At 59.4% G+C, this 20,704-nt stretch carries 15 protein-coding genes; 10 read left to right on the top strand and 5 right to left on the bottom strand.

The genetic code is table 11. From position 1 onward, the window contains the following. Positions 1-230: 230 nt before the first annotated feature. The gene (locus AC1D0I_RS25340) at positions 231-1,487 is read left to right on the top strand and encodes a tyrosine-type recombinase/integrase (RefSeq protein ID WP_477398546.1); all 1,257 of its coding nucleotides are present in this window, start codon (positions 231-233) and stop codon (positions 1,485-1,487) included. Here AC1D0I_RS25340 and AC1D0I_RS25335 read toward each other — a convergent pair. Beyond that, positions 1,441-1,737, bottom strand: coding sequence for a helix-turn-helix transcriptional regulator (locus AC1D0I_RS25335; protein WP_477398544.1), 297 nt, complete (start codon positions 1,735-1,737; stop codon positions 1,441-1,443). The genes AC1D0I_RS25340 and AC1D0I_RS25335 overlap by 47 nt on opposite strands. Positions 1,738-2,260: 523 nt before the next feature. Here AC1D0I_RS25335 and AC1D0I_RS25330 point away from each other — a divergent pair. The 3 genes from AC1D0I_RS25330 to AC1D0I_RS25320 are packed head-to-tail and all read left to right on the top strand — an operon-like array spanning position 2,261 to position 3,900. Continuing rightward, positions 2,261-3,031 carry a hypothetical protein gene (locus AC1D0I_RS25330; RefSeq protein WP_477398542.1) on the top strand — a complete coding sequence of 257 codons (771 nt, stop codon included), beginning with the start codon at positions 2,261-2,263 and terminating at the stop codon, positions 3,029-3,031. Then, complete coding sequence (locus AC1D0I_RS25325) at positions 2,922-3,395, top strand: LysR substrate-binding domain-containing protein (protein ID WP_477398540.1); 474 nt, start codon at positions 2,922-2,924, stop codon at positions 3,393-3,395. Before AC1D0I_RS25330 ends, AC1D0I_RS25325 begins: the two co-directional genes overlap by 110 nt. After that, complete coding sequence (locus AC1D0I_RS25320; RefSeq protein ID WP_477398538.1) at positions 3,283-3,900, top strand: peroxiredoxin-like family protein; 618 nt, start codon at positions 3,283-3,285, stop codon at positions 3,898-3,900. Before AC1D0I_RS25325 ends, AC1D0I_RS25320 begins: the two co-directional genes overlap by 113 nt. On the opposite strand, the gene AC1D0I_RS25315 is transcribed toward AC1D0I_RS25320, so the two are convergent. Next, positions 3,884-4,789, bottom strand: a complete 906-nt coding sequence (locus AC1D0I_RS25315; protein ID WP_477398536.1) for a LysR substrate-binding domain-containing protein — start codon at positions 4,787-4,789, stop codon at positions 3,884-3,886. The genes AC1D0I_RS25320 and AC1D0I_RS25315 overlap by 17 nt on opposite strands. Before the next feature lie 524 nt (positions 4,790-5,313). On the opposite strand from AC1D0I_RS25315, the gene AC1D0I_RS25310 reads away from it, so the two are divergent. The 5 genes from AC1D0I_RS25310 to AC1D0I_RS25290 all read left to right on the top strand — a co-directional run bounded on the left by AC1D0I_RS25310 (position 5,314) and on the right by AC1D0I_RS25290 (position 14,269). Continuing rightward, positions 5,314-6,456 (top strand): hypothetical protein, encoded by a 1,143-nt coding sequence (locus AC1D0I_RS25310; protein WP_477398534.1) that lies wholly within the window; start codon positions 5,314-5,316, stop codon positions 6,454-6,456. 56 nt (positions 6,457-6,512) lie between these two features. Beyond that, complete coding sequence (locus AC1D0I_RS25305; protein ID WP_477398532.1) at positions 6,513-8,579, top strand: caspase family protein; 2,067 nt, start codon at positions 6,513-6,515, stop codon at positions 8,577-8,579. 26 nt (positions 8,580-8,605) lie between these two features. Next, positions 8,606-9,355: a lysozyme gene (locus AC1D0I_RS25300; protein WP_477398530.1), complete on the top strand. Its 750-nt coding sequence runs from the start codon at positions 8,606-8,608 to the stop codon at positions 9,353-9,355. A gap of 202 nt (positions 9,356-9,557) precedes the next feature. Further along, a complete protein-coding gene (locus AC1D0I_RS25295) occupies positions 9,558-13,151 on the top strand; it encodes a caspase family protein (protein WP_477398528.1) in 3,594 nt (1,197 codons plus the stop codon). Between the two features lie 158 nt (positions 13,152-13,309). Then, entirely contained in the window at positions 13,310-14,269 is a 960-nt protein-coding gene (locus AC1D0I_RS25290; protein ID WP_457153310.1) for a DMT family transporter, read from the top strand. 124 nt (positions 14,270-14,393) lie between these two features. Here the strand turns inward: AC1D0I_RS25290 and AC1D0I_RS25285 are convergent, their stop codons facing one another. Continuing rightward, entirely contained in the window at positions 14,394-16,160 is a 1,767-nt protein-coding gene (locus AC1D0I_RS25285) for an adenylate/guanylate cyclase domain-containing protein (RefSeq protein ID WP_477398526.1), read from the bottom strand. Positions 16,161-16,535: 375 nt separating this feature from the next. On the opposite strand from AC1D0I_RS25285, the gene AC1D0I_RS25280 reads away from it, so the two are divergent. Continuing rightward, positions 16,536-18,668, top strand: coding sequence for an adenylate/guanylate cyclase domain-containing protein (locus AC1D0I_RS25280; RefSeq protein WP_477398558.1), 2,133 nt, complete (start codon positions 16,536-16,538; stop codon positions 18,666-18,668). Positions 18,669-18,988: 320 nt separating this feature from the next. On the opposite strand, the gene AC1D0I_RS25275 is transcribed toward AC1D0I_RS25280, so the two are convergent. Both AC1D0I_RS25275 and AC1D0I_RS25270 read right to left on the bottom strand, forming a co-directional pair. After that, complete coding sequence (locus AC1D0I_RS25275; RefSeq protein ID WP_457153308.1) at positions 18,989-19,552, bottom strand: histidine phosphatase family protein; 564 nt, start codon at positions 19,550-19,552, stop codon at positions 18,989-18,991. Positions 19,553-19,616: 64 nt separating this feature from the next. Then, entirely contained in the window at positions 19,617-20,645 is a 1,029-nt protein-coding gene (locus AC1D0I_RS25270) for an acetamidase/formamidase family protein (RefSeq protein WP_477225615.1), read from the bottom strand. Positions 20,646-20,704: the final 59 nt, after the last annotated feature.

Below are 20,704 nucleotides of genomic sequence, written 5' to 3'. Positions count from 1 at the left end.
AATAAATCCCTTCAGGGACAATCAGCGACAATCGGTGCGCTAGGATTGGCTTTGACGGACCGCTTGACGGACCTTCCGCATATTGCCCACCCGATTTTTTCTGAGTACCGTCAGCGCCAATGAGGCTCGTGACGGTACTTTTTTGTGCCTTAAGGCATTGAAGAAAAAGGGAATTTCCTGTCACGAAGCCTCTAAATTGTCCTGACGGTACTTTTCAGGAGGCAATGGGAATGTTGACGGACATCGCTCTTAAAGCGCTGAAACCAAAAGATAAAATCTACAAGATTGCTGATCGTGACGGCATGTACGTCCGCGTCATGCCCAGTGGCGCGATCTCGTTTCGGCTGGATTACAGGCTGAATGGACGCCGCGAGACGGTCTATCTAGGCAGATATGGGAGAGATGGAATCTCGCTCGCGTTGGCACGAGAAAAGTGCCTCGACGCAAAGCGCGCTATTGGCGATGGCCGATCGCCGGCGATCGAGAAGCAGCGCGACAAGCGTCGCCTGAAAGAGGCGAAGAGCTTTGGCGAGTTCGGGGAGAAGTGGCTCACTGCCGCACCGATGGCCGACAGCACCCGCGCCATGCGGCGCGCCATCTTCGAGCGGGAGCTTCTTCCGACCTGGCGCAATCGCCTGCTGACGGAGATTACGCCGGATGACCTGCGGGCCCATTGCGGCGCTATCGTTGAGCGTGGCGCCCCGGCCACCGCCATCCATGTTCGAGATATCCTGAAGCAAATCTACGGCTTCGCGATTTTGCACGGGGAGAAGGTGGCCAATCCGGCTGATGAAGTTGGGCCCGCGTCAATTGCTACTTTCGTGCCGAAGGACCGCTCGCTTTCGCCCTCAGAAATCCGAGTGATGCTGAAGCAGCTGGAGCACGTCGCCACAATCCCCACGATCCGTTTGGGAATGCGGCTTTATCTGCTCACCATGGTGCGCAAGAGCGAGCTGCAGGACGCGGTGTGGGACGAGGTCGATTTCGAGAATGCGGTCTGGACGATCCCGAAGGCGCGGATGAAGCGCTCGAAGGCGCATAACGTCTACCTATCGCGTCAGGCTCTCGACATCATGATTGCCCTGAAGACTTGTGCGGGAAATTCCAGATACCTTCTTCCATCGCGGTACGATGCGGATGCTCCGATGTCGCGTGCCACGTTTAATCGGATCACCTACGCAGTCGTCGAACGGGCAAAGGCGAACGGACTGCCTCTCGAACCGTTTACGGTTCATGACCTGCGGCGAACGGGCTCGACCCTGCTGAATGAGCTTGGCTTCAACAGCGATTGGATCGAGAAATGCTTGGCCCACGAGGACGGGCGCTCATCGCGAGGTGTCTACAACAAGGCTGAGTATGAGCTACAGCGCCGCCATATGATGCAAGAGTGGTCAGACATTGTCGATGCATGGGTAAACGGTAAGAAGCACATCCCGGCGCTCATCCCGCCGTCGATGCCGCTCTTTGAACCTGATCCAGGACTTTGACGGGGCGGGTTTGGCGTTGGGTCACGTTGGGACCGGCAGCGCGCAGAATTGGCGTTGAGCGACGGGCCGCCAACCAGGCCTGAACCTCGCTCAGATCCCAAACGACGCATCGCTGGGTCAAGGCGAAGCGTCGAGGAAATTCCCCCCGCTGCTCCATCTCATAGATTGTGCTGTCGGCCAGAGGCACGATGTTCCGCAATTCCTTACGCCGAATGGTCCGACTCATTGTCGTGTCTTTCTTTGAAATCATGAAAACCTCCTGTCCGAGCGTTCGAAGAGTCTGGATTCAATCGGTCATCAAGAAAAGGCGCATTTGGGAGGCGTCGTGGAAACGGCGAAAATTGAGTACAGATAGGACAGACACGCGTCACCGAGCACTCCGCTGCGTCCTCTTCCTGCTGGTCGAAATGCATGGACTGGCCGCGCATTATCCCCAATGTCAGGCGATTGCCGGAGCGGACCGCCGCAGTCGGGGACAGTCGGTCCCGCGTCCCGGCCTGCGGCCGTCGCTATGCTGACGCTCCTACGGCTGTCCTGTTAACCGCCCGCGGCGGGGGCGAATTTCCTCCGTCCAACGCGCGACAATTGTCCGCTATTGCGGACGCGCGCAGGACTGCGGCTTATACGCCGTTTTTTCATTGGGCGCCGACTGTCGTCGGCGCTGATCGCAAGACAACGCTGGCCAGCCTGTCAGAGCGAGCGGACCCGAGATCGATCCTCTTGTGGTACCTCCAGCCAGGACGTGCTTACGTTCTCGAAAATGGGAGGACGACATGCTCAGGCTCGTACATGAAATGAAAGCCAAGAAGGCGGCCCAGAAAATGCTGGCCCAGATCGTGAAGAATTCCGTCCCCTCTCAGGGTGCGGTGAACGTCGGCTTCAGAGGTGGCAACGTAGATCGCGAGGTGTTCTCGTATGGCGAAGGTGAACTTTGGGCTTCGATCAGCCGGACACCGGACAATGCCGAGATTGCGAAATTCTGGAATGCGTTTGGAATCTTCGCCGAACGGCCCGTGCAGCACATCACCGTCGAGATAAATGTCCCCGCCCCAAGCAATAGCTGGCAAGTCGCCGGAGCCTTTGCCGAGGACGAAGAGACAGGCGACATCTACCTGATGCATGACGGCGCGGTTGGAGGAGGCCGAAAGGGGATCGGAAAGAACGCCTTTCTCCTCTGGTCACGGATAGGAATGGTCGACGTCCTCTGCGAAGACGGAAGAGTGCGCGAGGCAATTCCGGTTGGAAACATGGCCGACGACGACTTCGTTGGGCGACTGTCGCGCTTCGCCACCAAAGTTGCGGACTTCAAGGCTGCGGTAAAAAGCGGCGAACTCAGCACCCCCGCATTCAAAAAGAGGATAGAGGAGGACGATCGCTACAACAGAGAATTCTCAGGCACGAAGCGCGGCAGCCGAGCTCGAACAGCTTCTGGAAATGCAGTTGTTCGATCGCAACGTGCGCGGGGTTCGCTTGACCGAGCCAGGCAGAGCCTGGATCGATATCGTACGGGCTCACTACGAAGGCTTGCTGGAGGCTTTCGCTGAGCGGGCCCGCGACAACAACGATGCCAAGACGCTCCGGGTTGGATTGTGCTGGGTGACGGGAGGGAATTTCCTCAAGCGCCTCATTGATCGTTTCGGCAATTTGTATCCGGATATAAGGCTGACCATCGAGGATGTTCCAACTGGGCAGTGCATGGCGGCCATACGCCGCCGGCGCTTTGACATTGTGTTCACGCACGATTCGGGCGCCGTCAAATGCTGCAGCAGTCAGGTGTTTTGGCAGGAGCGTGGCGGTGATTGCTGGGGCGGTGCGCCGCCTAGACGCGAATTTCGCCGACGCAGTGGACCGCTTGGTGGGACGATTGGAGAAACAAGGGGCGGGCGCGATGGCGCCGGTGCCGGGTGATGTCATGCCGGCGTTCCTGCTGCCTGACGACGATGGCAAGCTGGTCAGTCTGGCCGACGTGCTGCAAAGGGGGCCAGCGGTGATCACCTTTCAGCGCGGGCATTGGTGCCCCTATTGCCGTTTGAACGCGATTGGCATCGTCGAAGCCCAGCCCGAGATTGCCACCCTGGGCGGCCAGATCGTGGTGATCATGCCCGAGCGGCGCAAATTCGCGAAGGCGATGAAGACTGCCGTCGGCGCGACGTTTCCCTTCCTGACCGACATGGACAATGGCTACGCCCTGTCTCTCAATCTTGCGATCTGGGTCGGGGCGGAGATGGAGCGGCTGATGGGGCTAGGCCTCGATCTCCCCAACTATCAGGGCAACAGCAGCTGGTTCCTGCCAATCCCTGCAACCTTCATCATTGGAACCGACGGGATCATCACCGATCGCTTCGTCGATCCCGACTACCGTCGGCGGATGGACATCGACGATCTGATCGCGGCGCTCAGGCGGGCTCGCTGACGCCAAAAGAGGACCAGTCGGTCGACCGCAACAGGTTGAGCAGCGTCGTGGCCACGGGTGAGCGATGTCGGCCGGCAACCGTGTAAACGGCGACGACCCGGGAGATATCGACGTCTCGCAGCTTGAGCCTGCGGATATTTGGCGTCCGTGGTGCCGTCACGGAGACGAAGCCCACCCCGGCGTTGGCCTCCAGCAGTGCCAGCAGGTCGTGGTCGGTCTCGACTTCATGCGCGGTGCGAGGCGTCAGGCCTTTCTCTGACAGGCAACGCGAAAGATCCTCGCTCGTTTCCCAATCGATCCGGCTGAGCACGGGTTCCGCCGCCAGTTGGCTCAGCGCGACATCGGCCTCGTTGCGGCGGGCAAGTGGGTGATCGGAATTCACGACGAGCTCAATACCCTCCTGGAAGAGCGGCCAGGTGTCGAGCCGATCCCAGGCCTGCCCCAACGGACCGGCAACGGCTAGCTCAACCTCACCGTTCTTGAGAGCCTCAACGACGGCGCTCGGCGAGCCCCGGTTGATCTTGAGATGGACTCCGGGATATGCGCGAAAAAGCTCCGTAAACGGCGATACCAGCAGCGCAATGTTGACGCTGTTGGAAATGGTGACATTAAGAGGCGCCACGTCGCTGCTTTGCACAGCCTTGGCGAGTGATTTTGCGGAAGTGGCAGCGTCGTAGCACTGTTGCAACAGAGGCAGCATACGCCTGCCGAGTTCAGTCAGGTGAGAGTGCTGGCGCTCGCGCCGAAGGAGTTCACCCCCCAACTCCTCCTCGAGCGTCTTGATCGCTCGTGTCAGCGCAGGTTGGGTAACGTTGCACTCTTCGGCTGCTCTGGTGAAATTAAGCGTGCTGGACAGGGCTAGGAAATAGCGGACTTGCTGCATCTCCATGAATCTTCGCCCCCTCAGCGAAATGATCTATCAGCGACTGCGCATGTTTGCAGGCTAGCGCATTGCAGCCGTTCCGGCAAAGTGTGGCAACGTCGCTAGGCGGGACGCTATGCAGTATGGCTTAGTCAATGTTTGCTTTGGGCCGGATCAAGTCGATGATCGCGATCGTCCTCGTCTCCCACATCCAGCCTTTGGCCTAACAGATCAGATTGGGCAAAAGCGCAGTTCCATGAAAAAGGATCACTTCAAGCGGCGCCTCAGATTTTTTCGGCACCAATGCCTTGACCTCGCAGGCATGGATGCCTGCACGTCCGTCAGTGCGTTTCGTGGTAGGGGCTCAATTTCACATAGCGATACATGGACGGCGCGGCTTCGCCATTCATCTTTTGGAACGCAGATTTCGACGGCAACCCGCCGATCCTTAGTGCGGATAGGCAAACAGAAATCGCTTCATCTAGTATGCGTTCCCCTTCCTAATTATAGAAATGGAGAGTACGGTTTAAGAAGCCATCCGGGGGGGTGAAATGCGCTTCAGGCAACTGATTGCAGCTCTTGTTCTAGTACTTTCCCACCCTTTTGGCGCACTGGCCGATGAGTTTGCCGCAGTAACGCACCCGAGCTTCTCAGCCGTAGAGCCGCGGCTGGTTTATGGGCTGATCACCTACGATTTTGCGTTTACTGGAAAGGACGGCGCTGCAAGAAGTCAATCGGCTTCGGCGTTCCTGCAATCGTTGATAAAGTCGAGGTTCCAAAACAAGTCGGGAAACTACATCGTAAGTCTCGATGTGGCGATTGGCGACAAGATCATTGCCACCGAGCCGATCATGTCGGCAACGTGGGAAGAGAGCAAATTCCTCTTCGTCACGACATCCGAGAAGTCGAACATCGTCATCAACAGGAACGGTATCCTCATCGACGACATCGTCGTGGATTCTGAGACAAATACAATCTCGTTCTCGATGAAGGTCAGATATAGTTCCAATACGTCGGTGGACATGTCGTTGCTGACCGAGCTGTCGCAACTGTCTAGAACCGCCTCTCTGGCCGGTTTGTCGCCTGGTGTTCAGGCGGTTTCGGATGCCTATGCTCCGTTCGCGACCATCCTCAGCAAGCTCCTGAGCAAATACACCGACGTGTCGATCGTCGACAACACAACGGGCTCGTTCACGTTGCTGGATGACGGATTTCCCAATCAGCTGCGATATAACGGGACCAACTTCAAGGTTAACATCTACCTGAAGACGCTGAACTCGCAACTGCCGACGAACTTTTCGCCTGAAGGGTTCAAGATCTCCAATTTCGGCCTGCCGCTGACCGAGGTGAAGAGCGGTGTTGGGGCAGCACGGGCACCGGTGATCGATCTGATATCGGCAGGAACCGACAGGGTTGCCGGATTTGTAAAGGCGATCACGGACGGCGCGCCGCTTGGATCCCCCAAGCCCGCATCCGAGACGGAAATCCACGACAGTTGCGTCGCCCTCAAGAACAAACTCAACAAATTCGTCACCTCAAGGGATGCGGCATTGGTCTACTGGTCCTTCCTTCGAAGCTTCCATGCGGCGCTGGTGCAATACAAGGATGGCGTAAGCTGCGGCAGGGGCGATTTGGTTGAAGACCTGAGCGCACTGAATTTGCCGCTCAGCGCAAGCGACTGGCCTGCACAATAGGCTTCGAATAACGGGCTGCCTTGCCCAGGTCTTTGTGGGTTCTCTGGAGCGAAACGATGTTCACAGTAGGCAAGCGGCATTGCCGGGCGCTTTTGGTGGCGTTGCTTCTCTTGGTGTGTCCTCGCGTCGTATTCGCAGAGGAGCCGGGCGTGTTCGCGCTCCTTGTTGGCATAAACAGCTACGCAAAGACGCCAGGCTCCGCCTACAACGCATCGGACCTTCATGGAACCGCAAACGACGTTGCCCTCGTTAAGGACCTGCTGACCGGCACCTACGGCGTTCCCGACGACAACGATCGTTTCCGGGTTTTGCTGGACGCCCAGGCGACCCACGCCGGCATTCGAGAGGCATTTGCGGATCAACTGATCGAGAAGGCAAAAGCGCATCCGGATGCGACGTTCCTGTTTTACTTCAGCGGTCACGGCTCCCTGGCCATCGATGACAATGGCGACGAGGGCGATGGCTATGATGAGACCATCGTTGCACAGGACAGCCGTGGTCCGGGTGGCACCGACATACGCGACGATGAAATCGAGGCCTGGCTGACGCAACTCAAGCAATACTCCCATAACATCGTGCTGATCTTTGACAGCTGCCACTCAGGCACGATTTCAAAAGAGCCCACACTTGCTGCCCGCATGGCGCCGCTAGACGGTAGGCTGCTGAAGGATGCGCCTGCTGAGCGTCACGGCAAGGATGCGTCGATCGCGGATTCAGGCCGCTCATACTCGATCGTCGAAGGGTCCCGGGCCGATGAAGTGTCCAACGAGGATCTTGTCGCTACCGCATCGGGTTCGCAGTATCATGGGCTGCTGACCTACTATCTGGTCCAGACGCTCAAGCGATCTCCACAGCTGACCTATCGCGAAGCAGTGATGCAAGCCGAGAGGTATGTCCAAAAACGTGCGCCATCCCAGCATCCACAGGCGGAAGGAGACTTCGACAGGGTGGTTTTGGGCGGAATAGGAACCCGCCAGCCCCCCTTCATTTCGGTCACAAGTGTGACGCAGGACCAGATTTCGGTCGCAGTTGGCCAGGCGCAGGGGATTCAACCAGGAGCAATCATGGCCGTGTATTCCAGCAAGGCAACCAAGCTGGTCGGTGAGGACGGCAAGATCGCGAACGCGGTCGTGATTTCGTCCGACGTCGCGACTTCGGTTGCCAAACTGGTCAAAGCCCCGAACGAGCCTGTGACCACTGCGTCGAAAGTTCGAATCGTCTCGCCCTATTCCGTTGAGCAAAAGGTTGCGGTGGCTATTGCCGATCCACCTCCAGAGCTGGGCATCGCTGCGGCGGTCCTGCCGATAAAGGCAGCGCTCGCTGATCGACTTCGCGACAATGCGCTGGTACGGCCGGTGCAGGATCTAGGCCAGGCGACGATGGTGATCGCCATGGGGTGCCTGAACGGTGGCAAGCTTGTTCCGATGGAGGAACGCAAAACGCTCAGCCCCGACTGCGACAAGGTCTACTACATCACGCCGCGAGACCAGGTTGGGGCCATGCATGGCTACACGGTTTCGGCAAAGGACGACGGTGCCGCTGTCGATGGCATTACGGGCGCGCTCGAGAAGATAGCCCGACAGGAAAACCTGCGCGCGCTGACAAACAGCGTTTCCCCGCTGGCAGGTGCGGTCAGGGTTTCTCTTGTCCGTGTGACGGTTAAGACCGAGAACGGCAAGACAAGCGTGGAGAGCGAGGCTCCGGTGGTGTCATCGGGTATAGAGCCGATGAAGCAGGGAGAATATTTTCGCTTCAGCCTCACAAATACAGGATCACAAGATCTCTACTATTCAATTATCGGATTGGGGAGCAGCGGATCTGTGTATGTCTTGGGAGATGGCGGATCAGGGGACAAATTGCAGGCTGGCGTCACGATCAGCACAAAACCGCCACTGAAGGTCGGGCCGCCCGCCGGCCTTGAATCCTACCTGGTGCTTGCGACGACTTCGCCAGTCAACGTCCATTTCCTCGAGCAGCAGGGCATAGATCCCAGAGATGCCGGCCCGCTTGGCTGGCTTCTCGCTGGGCTCTCTAATCCTGGTTTCAGGGACTCCGCCCAGGTTCCGGATTTTGATCTGAATTCCTGGGCAACCATGCGGATGGATATTGAAATTCAACCTTAACTCGGCAAGTCGGAGAAGGACAGACAATGACAGTTTTCAAGAAAGCACAATCGGACAGGCAAGGGTTCAAGCGTAAGCCTTGGTCGCAGGCTGTTCTTCTGGCGTTATGCGTGACAACAGCCTCGATCGCGCACGTCCAAGCCGGTCAGGCGGTGAAAACCCTCAAGGACAAGCATGCGCCGGGCATCCTCCTGGAAGACACCAAGGATGTACTGCCGCAGGGTGTGGAATTGCGCAAGGTATACCGGCCCGGCATTGAATTGACCAAGAAATGGGAAGGGTGGGTCCCCAAGCGCTATAATGATGCCGTTGGTTACTGCACCGTCGGCTACGGCCATCTCCTGAAGAAAAAGAACTGCGACGGTACGGGTAACGAAGTGGAGTTCCTGAAAGGTATCTCGAAAAAGCGCGGTGAAGAGCTGCTTATCGAGGACATGTCGAAGGCCCAGATCACTGTGCAGCTGGCCGTGCCAAAAGATATCGACGACGGCGCCTATGCCGCGCTTGTCGATTTTACGTTCAATGTTGGCGGCAACAACTTCAAGACCTCGACCCTTCTCGCGGTCGTCAAGAAAAAGCAGTTTGATCGTGTCCCCGAACAGCTCCTCAGATGGACACGTGCGGCAGGTGTCGAACTGGTAGGATTGAAGAACCGCCGCAAAGACGAGATCAAGGTGTTCTTTGACGGAAAGCCGGTTCCGAAGCCGGCGCCCATACCGGGTGAGGATCTGTCGCCTCTCAATATCGATGTTGTTGCCGAAAAGACGGCAAACTAGGATGCATCATGCCACATCCGTGCCGATTCTGGAGGCAGTAGCGCGCAACGGGTTATAGCGAGAGCATCGTCGGCGCCCCTACGCTGCGACGCGTCGCGCGGCGTAGGGCGTGTCGATCTTCGAAGGCAAGCGACGACTGTCACCGACCCAGTTGCAAAGAGAGTTCGCGGCAAGCCGCGACAGCTTTCAATGAGGGCTGCGCATGAGACCACACCGGGTAATTTTCGAGGTCCTGTACTTTTTCCTGATTTGTTCGGTGTTGTGCGGCGTCGCCTTTGCACAGGACATTGGTAGTCGCGGCCCAGACAATTTCGCTGCCCTGGTGCCCAACCTGCGGCCGCAGGAGGCTTCGTTCGTGACGTTCTCACCCAATGGCAAGCTGCTGGCCACAGGTGGCGGGTATGGTGAGCCGGCAGCAAGGCTCTGGGACGCGGACACCGGACGTTTTTTGCGCGTTATTGACGGCAGCAACAGCAGCGCTTCGATCGGAGTGCACGTCAGTGCTTTTGGCTTCTCCGACGACGGGCTGACCGCAGTGACAGGAGACGATGAGGGGCGGCTTCTGTTGTGGGACCTGAAGGGCGGTCGAGTGCTGCAGGAATACGCGACGCAACACCAGGCGATCTATTCGATTGCGATCTCGACTGATGGAAAAGAGGTGGCCCTCGTCGAGGAGGGCGGCATTGAGATATTTGACATTGCGGTCGCAAAGCCGATCTTTTACCGCAAGACGCCCGACATAAGTTACGGCAAGATCGAACGCCATGGAACTGGATGGGCGGCCATATCATGGAGCCCCGGCAGGGTCCTGTTCCTTGACCCCAGGCTCGGCAACGACACAGAGGTTGATCTGGGGGATGACACCACCAGCGTGTCGTTCTCGGACAGTGTCGGCAAGATACTGGTAACCACGTCCCAGGACGTGTCGATCAGGGACCAGAGCAACCACGTCCTGGCCAGAGTTCCGGTTCGAAAGAACGTGCCGACGGAATCCGCAATGTCTTCCGATGGGCACTACGTGGCCCTCGGATACCGCATGGGCCTTGTTGAATTCCTGGACGCGGGCACGCTTAGGCTTCTGCGCACCGTTTCCGTCGACGGCGACCTCGATTCACTCAATTTCTCGCCTGCGCAACCATCGCTTCTGGCGGTCGGCCTGCGGTCGAACGGCTCTCCGATTTTTTTGCTGAGCGCCGGTTCCGACAAGGGCGACGAGATCGTCGGCGCATCGATCGATCCAATTGGGTCTGCGGCGTTCCGGCCCTCCAGAAACCACCTGATACTCGCTCCCGTGGCAGGCCCGGTTGCGCTATGGCGCGACGACGATGGCCGAGGCGTGTTCGAGAACCTGGGCAATGGGCCGATATATTCGGGATCCATCGCCTTGTCCTCGGACGGTCAACTCCTGGTTGTCGATTCAAAAAGCGATACGCGTCTCTGGAGCGTCGACTCAAAAATTGGTTCACGCCTTCAAAAAGGCAATCTGGACCATCACGGTGGATGCAACGGGGCTCAAGTGTTCCTTCCCAAGACCCATCAACTGGTGACGACCGACGGCGCGGGGCGCGTGTTGATATGGGATCTGGACTCTCGTGCTCGGCTTATGCTGGACGAGAGTGCCGCCGACAGACGCCGTTGTATCGCCGTCTCCACCGACGGAGCCATGATCGCAGTCTCGGACGAAACCAAGGCAACGATTTCGCTCTGGGATGCAGGAAACCGAAAGCGGATCAGAAATCTCGCTGGCTTGTCGACCAACATCGGAGGCGTGGCGTTTTCACCGGATGGTTCGAAGATTGCGGTGGTCAGTCCTGCAGAAGGTTTCAGCCTGTTGGACATACGCACGGGGGAGAAGCTCAAGAGCGTGGATATCCCGTTGCTGGGATTGACGTTTCTGCCGGACGGCAGGCGACTTGCATTCGGCAAGGATGACGGCGAGATCGCAATTTTCGACTATGTCGCCGGCAAGGTCGAGCGATCCTTCTTTGGCCACGTCGCGAGGATTTCTTCGCTGAACGTGTCCGGCGACGGAACGCTGCTGGTTTCGGCAAGTGACGATGGCTCCGCGAAAATATGGGACATTCCAAGCGGCAAGCTGATGCAGACGATCGTCTTTGGCCGTGAGGGTACCTGCCGGAGCGACGTGGAGGGCAGCCACGCAGGCAATGGGCAGGCGGATCGTTCGGTCCCGACATCTTGTTGGATGAGCTTTGACGCTGACGGGCGATTTGATTCATCGGCCCTGGAGTCCATGCCGCTGGTCAGCTGGGTGGTCAGCGATGATCCCTTCAAGGCCCTTCTGCCCGAGATATTCATGCGGGATTATTACGAGCCGAACCTGCTTGGCCGGCTGCTGGCGTGCCATGGGGCTGAGGTGAGCGGAAAGAATGCGAACGCGTGCGCCGACGCGTTCAAGCCGGTACGGCCGCTGGCCTCGCTGAATCGGATCCAGCCGGATGTACGGATTGTGAGTGTGAAGGCGGGGCCGACACCTGGTGTTGCCCTGGTGGAGGTTGAGGCATCGGGCAAGGAAGATGCCTCACAGCCGAATGGCAAGACGAGCACCGGGATTTACGACGTACGGCTGTTCCGTGAAGGGCAACTGGTGGGCCAGTGGCCCGAGCCGAAGGACAATGCGGCGGTGGTCGGCGAAGATCTTGGTGCGTGGCGCAGCGCTTCGCGCGTGGCGATGACGCCGGGAAAGATCCTGGCGAGGCACGTCTTCCCGGTCCGGCTTGCAGGCGGTGACAAGGGCAAGAAGGTGACGTTCACGGCCTATGGGTTCAACGAGGACCGGGTGAAGAGCGCGACAGCCACCGACGACAGCTACACGGTGCCGCAGGGCATAGCCGTTCCGGCGAAGCCGCGGGCCTATGTGGTGACGGTCGGAGTGAACGAGTACGAGAACGAAGCACTGCGGCTGAACTTCGCTGTGGCCGACGCCAGGGCGATCGAGACGGCGCTGCGGGGAATCAAGGGCTACGACGTGGTGCCGGTGCTGCTGACCACCGACTACGCGCGCACGGAAGGGGATAAACAGATCCCCGCGGTCGACCACGCCAGCAAGGCCGACATCCAGGCGGTGCTGTATCTTCTGGCGGGCAAGGGGGAGGTGGAACGGTCGCGGCTGCGGCAGGAGATCGGCCCGGTCATCGACCATCTGGCGAAGGCGACGCCGGACGATGTTGTGATCCTTGCCTTCTCCGGTCATGGCCACAACGAGCAGGGCCGCTTCTACATCCTGCCGTCGGATTCGGGCAACGACCTGACGAAGCTGGACAGAATGATCTCGAGCGAGGAACTGACGGCGTGGCTGCGCGATGTCGATGCCGGCGAGATGGTGATGATCGTCGACGCCTGTCACTCCGCGGCGGGGGTGCCGGAAGGCTTCAAGCCTGGTCCGATGGGCGATCACGGGCTTGGTCAACTGGCCTATGACAAGGGCATGCGCATCCTTGCGGCCACCCAGGCCGACGACGTTGCCCTGGAGAGCGGTTCACTCGGCCAGGGGCTGCTGACCTATGCGCTCAAGGAGGGGTTGACGACCGGAACCAGCACGCACAAGCTTGCCGACACAGACGGCGATGGCACGGTCACCATGAAGGAATGGCTGACCTATGCCGAAACCCGGGTGCCCGGCCTCTACCAGGATGTGCTCGCCGGCAAGATCGAGAAGACCAGGGACTCCAGCCCCGATGCCAATCTTCTCGAAGACACCACCCGACACGCCCAGACGCCGGCACTGTTTGATTTCGTGAGAGCGACCGCGCAAGACCCTGTGATTGCAGCCCGCTGAGGATGGCGCGGGAAAGAGCCTATTCGCTCCCTCGAAAGACACATGGCGGCCGAGAGCAGATTCCTTTTCGACCCCATCATTTCAAAACGAATGCACGACCCAACGACGCAGGTTATATTGCCCCACGGGCCAACGTCATCGAAGGGGGAGGGCATGACATGCAGGCAATGCCGATAGCGCATCAAGCCGCGCAACCCGTGGTCGGGCCCGTATCCTCCTTGACCGGCTATCCGACCGCCGTCCTGTGCTGGCTGCTTTCGGCTGGGGTCTATATCGCGGCCAAATGGGTGGCGCCTGAAATGCCGCCCTGGGGCCTCTGCTTCTGGCGGCTGACGCTCGCTTGCGCAATCCTGCTGCCGATTGTGCACCATCATCACGACGCGATGATAGGGCTTTTGCGAACTCGCGCCGTGGAGGTCGTCGCCGTGGGGGCGATCGGCCTCACGCTGTGCCAGGGTATGATCTACCATGGCCTCAACGACACCGACGCCACCACGGCCGGCATCATCATGGCGCTGTCGCCTGTCATGACCATGGTGCTCGCCCGTTTCGTGCTTGGCGAGCCGCTCGGCCTGTGGAAGTCGCTTGGCGCGCTGGTTGCGCTCGCCGGGATGATTTTCATCGTTGCCCACGGGAACCTGACGGCGCTGCTGCAACTCAAGTTCAACGCCGGCGAGCTGTGGATCGTCGGCAGCGCGTTCAGCTGGGGCCTGTACACCGTGCTTTTGCGCCGTGCCAAATTCGGCATCGAACTTCTGCCGATGGTCGTGCTGCTGCTCGGCGCCGGTGCGCTGGTCGCATTGCCTTTCCATTTGTGGGAATTGTTCAACGACGAACGCTCCGCCATGGACGTCCACAGCATTCTCGCGCTCGCCTATCTGGCAGGTCCCGGCGGCGCCTTGATGTACTATCTCTACAACAAAAGCGTGGAAACGCTCGGCGCGAGCCGGGCGAGCATGTTGCTCTATCTGCAGACGGTGTTCGTCGCCATACTCGCCTATCTGCTGCTCGGCGAGGACTTGCACGATTACGATCTGGTCGGTGCGGCCTTCATCGTCGCCGGCATCGTACTCGCCACCGTGGTCAAACCCCGGCCGGCTCAACCACGCGTGGCGTAGAAATCTTGCGCGTGACGGCGAGGAACTGGCCTGGAGCTTGTGGAAGGGGAAGAGTCGCGACTGTTCGAGCCTTTCGGCATAGATTTAATTGCCAGGTCCCTTGGAAAACGGCCCCTTGCCATGCCTAATCTGGCAGGCCCGCCAGACGCCAGCCATCAACAAACGGCTGCGCAGAGCTCCGGCTCTTGAAGGGGGAGTTCGCAGAGAAATCAGCGAACCTCCAATTTGGATTTCCCGCAAGGAATATCCGTGCCTCCTCCTGTGCCTCCGAAACGCGGCCGGCAAGGGCAAGTGCGACAATCAGGTGCTCTCTCGAACCGGTCCCATAGGTTTCTTCCCGGCTTAAGGATGCAATAGCTTCTTCATAGTAACCGGCGGAGATCTGAGCCGCTCCAATAATCCAGAAATACCAACCGGGAGCGCGAGGATTTAAGCGCAGCGCCTCTGCGCACGCCTTCAGCGCTGCTTGCGGTTCGCCTAAATAGGTCTGAAGCTCACCGCTCCATGCCACTGCATCTGCATTGTTGGGATTTATCCGAATGGCAGCATCGAACTGAAATTTCGCCTCATCCCAATTCCGCTCGTGGAGATGAACGCAGCCCACAACCATGCGTGCGTGAGAATCGCCGGGATCGATTTCCACCGCTCGTTGCGCGTGCATTAGAGCCTCTGCGCGACGAGGCGTCTGCGGGCCTCCCCAGATAAACCAACTAAATAGCAATGATAGGGCAAGATTGCTGTGCCCTTCGCAGTAGTTCGGATCGATCTGTACGGCACGTTTCAAATCGTCACAGGCCTCACTGGTGTCTGATCGCGAAACATTCCATTTGCCTCGCGACCGGACACAAAGATCATAGGCTTCCAGATTTGACGGTCGGGAATGGGCAACAATATTCTTGTCACCAAGCTTGCCAGAAATCGCTTCAACGACGCGTCGCGTGACCTCGTCCTGAACGTCGAAGATGTCGGCGATATCGCGGTCGAAGCGCTCGGCCCACACGTGATTGCCGCCTTCGGCCGCATTGATTAGCTGCACATTGACACGCAACCGCTTGTTGGATCGCCGTGCGCTGCCCTCAAGAATATATTTGACGCCCAGATCGCGAGCGATCTGACGGACGTCGGTGGGCTTGCCCTTGTAGGCGAAGGTGGAGTTGCGGGCGATGACGAAGAAGCCGGACACATTCGACAAATCGGTGATGATGTCCTCCGTCAGCCCGTCGGTGAAGAATTCCTGTTCGGCGTCGCCACTCATGTTGACGAAGGGCAGCACGGCAATCGAAGGCTTGTCGGGCAGCGCGAGCGGGTGCGAAGATTTCTCCGGCACGAGAGCGTCAGCCGGTGCCGCGGGCTTGGCCTTGGCGGGAACTCCGACCTGCAGCGAATAGACCCGGATCGGCTCGGCGATGTTCTTCAACTGAACCGCGCCGCGATCGTAGATTGCGATATCGAGCCTTGACTTTACCTGCCAATAGGCTTGCTCGGAAAGACAGATATTGCCGGGTTCGCATATGCCTTCAAGGCGCGCGGCGATATTGACGCCATCGCCCATCAGGTCGCCATCGCGTTCTTGCACGACGTCGCCCAAGTGAATGCCGATCCGGAACTCGATGCGGCGATCATCCGGCACCCCGGCATTGCGCTCAAGCATGGCGTTCTGCACTTCGATCGCGCAGCGCACTGCTTCCACTACGCTGCTGAACTCGACGAGGCTCCCGTCGCCTGTGCGCTTGACGACGCGACCACGATGAACAGCGATGGTGGGATCGATGAGATCGCTGCGCAGCGCCCGCAACCGTGCCAAGATGCGATCTTCATCTGCGCCGGCTAACCGGCTGTAGCCGACCACATCCGAGACCAGGATCGCTGCAATTTTGCGGGCCTCACTCATGTCGTGCTCCCTCCATCCAGTCTGGCACTACTGCCGAGCCAAAGGAAGATAGCCCGCGCCATTGGTCGGATGGTCCGCGTGACCGTTTACTCGCCGGGGTGGCACGGCGCACGGAGCGGCGCTATGCAGTTGGTGAGTATAGTTGCTAAACCCAGCGATCGAACGAGGGGACGGTGTCGGTGCGACCGCGACGTTTCTGCGCAGTGCGGTCCCACGGGCAAATCGACAACGCATTCCCGCACACGTCTCGCAGTAAAGTTGGTATGCATACGCGAGGGAGAGGGTAACAGATGAAACATATTCTTGGCCTGCCGTCCGACTCGACGCCGACGCTCCTGTTTCCGAAGACGTGATGCAAAAGCAATGTCAGATCTCATGTCTTCTCAAGATGTGACCGGCTCATCCCGCCCCGCGGGCTGGGGCTTGGCCGCAAAGCTGTTTACAACCCTCGTCCTTCTTGGCGCGACCGCGGTCCTGGTGACCGGGGTGCTCGGTTACTTCCGCGCCCGCGACGCCCTCGAAAAAGCAGTCTTCGACCAACTCACGGCCGCCCGTCAGACCAAGGCGCGCCAGGTTGAAACCTACTTCCGCACAATCCAGGCGGAGCTGCGCCTGCTTGCCACTTCCAAGATGGTGGTCGATGCGACACGCGAGTTCCGGATCGCGGTCGACCAACTCGACCGGGCAGGCGCGCCGCCTGACCTGCGGCAGAAGGTCGGCGTTTGGTACGCTGAGAACTTCATCCCCGGAATGACGCGCACCCTAGGCAGGGAACCAGCCCTGTCGGACTACCTGCCGGTCGGTGGTGCCCCCTACTATCTGCAGTATCACTACATTGTGGAGAATCCCAACCCGCCGGAGCGGCGCAAGCTTCTCGACGACGCTGGCGACGGAAGCGAATACACCAGGCTGCATGCCATATATCATCCGTTGATGCGCGCTGCGGCGACCACGGTCGGCTTTTTCGATCTCATGATTGCCGATCCCAAATCAGGTCGCCTGATCTATACGGTCGAGAAGGAGGTTGATTTCACCACGTCCCTTCAATTGGGTCCGTACCGTCGCACCAACGTCGCGGCCGCCGTCGCCCGCTGCTCGCAGATCGCAGATCCGTCAGCCATCTGCCTCGAAGATTTCTCCTCTTATGCGCCATCTGGCGGCGCACCGATCGCCTTTATGGCAGCACCGGTGATTGCCCAGGGCGTCGTCATCGGCGCGCTGGTCGCGCAACTGTCGAATGATGAGATCGACAACGTTGTCACTGGTAACCGCCGCTGGCGGCAGGAAGGGTTCGGCGACACGGGTGAGGCCTATCTCGTCGGCCCCGATTATCTGGCGCGCTCAGGCTCGCGGGCGTTCTACGAGAACCGAGAAAACTACTTCGCCGACCTCAAATTCGCCGGCGCTTCGGACGAGGAGATCGCCGCCATTCAGCGCTACGGGACACCAGTGCTGCATCAGCGCGCCGACACCAAGGCCACACGTGCCGCGCTCGCCGGTGTCGAGGGCACGGGCGAGATCATCGGATACCGTGGCGTCCCGACGCTCGCTTCATGGGGACCGCTTGCGATTTCCGGTGTCAAGTGGGCTCTCGTCGCAAAGATCGACAGCGCCGAGGCCTTCGCACCGATCGCGGAACTCCGCCGGGATCTGCTGCTTGTCGGGGGACTGGCGCTGCTCGTGGTGGCCGCCATCGCCGCCTGGCTTTCGCGCGCGCTGCTCGGACCGCTCCGCGATCTCACTGCCGGGGTGAAACGCTTCTCTGCTGGCGACTATGCGACCAGCGTGCCGGTCCGCACGCGCGACGAGATTGGCGAACTCTGCTCGGCCTTCAATGGCATGGTTGAGGATCTGCACCAGAAGAATCTCGTGATAGAGAACAAGAACCGCGAGAACGAGCAGCTGCTGCTCAACGTCCTGCCGGCACCGATCGCCAATCGGCTGCGCGCTGGCGAGGAGAGGATCGCCGACGGCTTCGCCGAGGTCACGGTCGCCTTCGCAGACCTGGTCGGGTTCACGGCACTGACATCGGAAATGCCGCCGCACGATGTCGTGATGTTTCTCAACGGACTCTTCACGCGCTTCGACGTTGCCGCCAATGATCTCGGCATCGAAAAGATCAAGACGGTGGGCGACTCCTATATGGCGGTGTGCGGCCTACCCGTACCGGTAGCCAACCACGCCGAGCGCATGGTCCGCATGGCCATCCGCATGGTCCACATTACCCGCGAGCACGCCATGGAACACAACGTCTCTATGAAGCTCAGGGTTGGCGTCAACAGCGGGCCAGTGGTCGCCGGCGTCATTGGGAAGAGTAAGTACATCTATGATTTATGGGGTGACACAGTGAACTTGGCCAGCCGCATGGAGTCTGCCGGAGTTCCCGACTCTGTTCAGGTGACGCGCCCCGTCTATGAACAGCTCAAGGACCAATTCGTCTTCGAGCCGCGCGGCGCTATCGAAGTCAAAGGCAAGGGAAAAGTGGAAGCCTGGGTATTGAGATTTTAGGCGCTGTAGGCACCTCCGATGCCGGCTTGCCCTCCACCTATACGCCGTCAATGGATTTCGCCGCGGGCGCGACTGGCCGCCTTCATGCGGTTCGAAGGTCTCGACGAAGCGCATCGGGCCGAAAAGATCGACGCCCTCTATGTGCTCTTCTGATGTCCTGGATGCGGATATCGCACCGCCTTCGCGGATCGTTCAGAACAGATACGACGCCGGGGACCGCGGGCCTTGTATTGCTCGACGAGACAAACGGAGCGCTGGCCACGAAACACGACATATGAAGCGATGAGTCCAAATTATCGGGTTCCGGCCCAAATGAGGCGTCAACCGCACGTGCGAAGGACCCAGCGCGTACCGTCCGAATAGAGACCAATCAAGGAAATTGGCGGGGTATCGATTCGCCAGTATGAAGTTAGCGGTGCCCCCAATATGTGGATCATGGCTGTCCGCACCACCGCCGGGTGAGTAACCGCTATCAGTTGTCCGCCTGCCGACAGCATTGAATCGAGGAACCCTGCAGTTCGGGTGGCCACTTCCGTCAGCGCTTCACCGCCTCCGGGACTATAGGCGGGATCGGCTCGCCATGCGGCAAGCGAACCGGGCTGCGCGGCTTCAATCTCATCTGGCGTCTTGCCCTCCCAGGCGCCGTAGTTCTGGTCTCGCAAGCTGTCGTGGACCGTTGCGCGGAGCCCCATGAAATGGGCTGTTTGCTGGGCGCGTAGCGATGGAGCCACCAACACGCGGTTCGTGTTCGAAAGCTGCTGACCAAGCGCGCGAGCGAGCTCAACCGAGCGCTTTTCCAGTGTCTCGTCAAACAGCGGGAACCCCGCTTTGCGCATTCTCTGCGTGATGCCGCTGCAAACCAGCGTCAGGCGTGTCGCTCTCATACCGCGCGTCCGCGTTTCGGTTCGATGATAGCTGTCTTCGCGGCCAAAGCCTGCAGCAACCAACCTAACAGGTAATAATCGTTTTCCTTACAGCCGCCGCGACGGAATATTTCGGGTCGACAAAATTGCCCAGCCGCACGATGCCGCATTGGCTCAGCAGCATGTAGGCGTCCCACTTGTCGAAGCCGAACTCAGCGACCATCCAGCGGATCAGTTCGCGGTAAGCGATGCGTGTTGCATCCTCAAGGGGTCTGGCACTGCCGATCGCCATAATGAGATCGGCGGTCTCGAGCCGAGGCCAATCGATTGTCCAGCCCTTGATCAAGTCGACACGGATGGTGACGGTCGCCGAATACTCGACCGCCACGCCGCAAACCTCGCCGTCGCCTTGGCAGGCATGCGCATCACCTATGAACACGCGAGCGCCGGGCGAGCGAACTGGCAGGTACGTCACGCTGCCAGGCCCCATGTCCGGCAGGTCCATGTTGCCGCCGTGGTTGTCGGGCGTCAGCGAGTTGATGGAATCGATCTCTGGTGAGCAGCTCAGCGTCCCGATATGAGGCTTGTAAGGGAGCGTGACCCGATCGCTCCAGTAAACATGCTCCTCGTCGAGGTTGATCTTGCGGACCACCTCGGGCAGCGGCTCGTTGAGCATGGCCGTGTACGTCGTACCGGTCAGGGCACCGAACTCCTCGATCATGCAGCACGTGCCGCGTGGGTTCTGGCCGCGTGGCACCATCGACTCTATATAGACCGCAACGGTGTCGCCTTTTTCCGCCCCTTCGACCATGATCGGTCCATTCTGAGGATTGAGAAACGGCATTCGCAAGAGTTGCGAAGGCTTGTCGGTTTCGTGCCGGATGGCGCCCTCGAAGGCGTCACGGGTTTCGACGACGATCCTGTCGCCGGGAGAGATTTTGAGGACCGGCTCGGAATATGGTCCCATCGTATAGTGAAATTTTCCCTGCTTTTCCTCGGTCAGGTGGTGCGTGTTTCGTGCCTCGCCGCGCCCGACCCCGCGCGTTGCCATGATCGATCCCTCGACCCATGGATGCGTGAATGGCAAGGCTGGCTTTGCGGTCTGCGTATTCATCTTTTTCTCCTCTAAAAGACAAAGCCGCGCGAGCGCCGCTTTCGCTGGCGTTCGCACGG

The sequence above is a fragment of the Mesorhizobium sp. P2_D1 genome (genome assembly GCF_056404455.1).
This window is presented reverse-complemented; position numbering and strand designations above follow the sequence as displayed.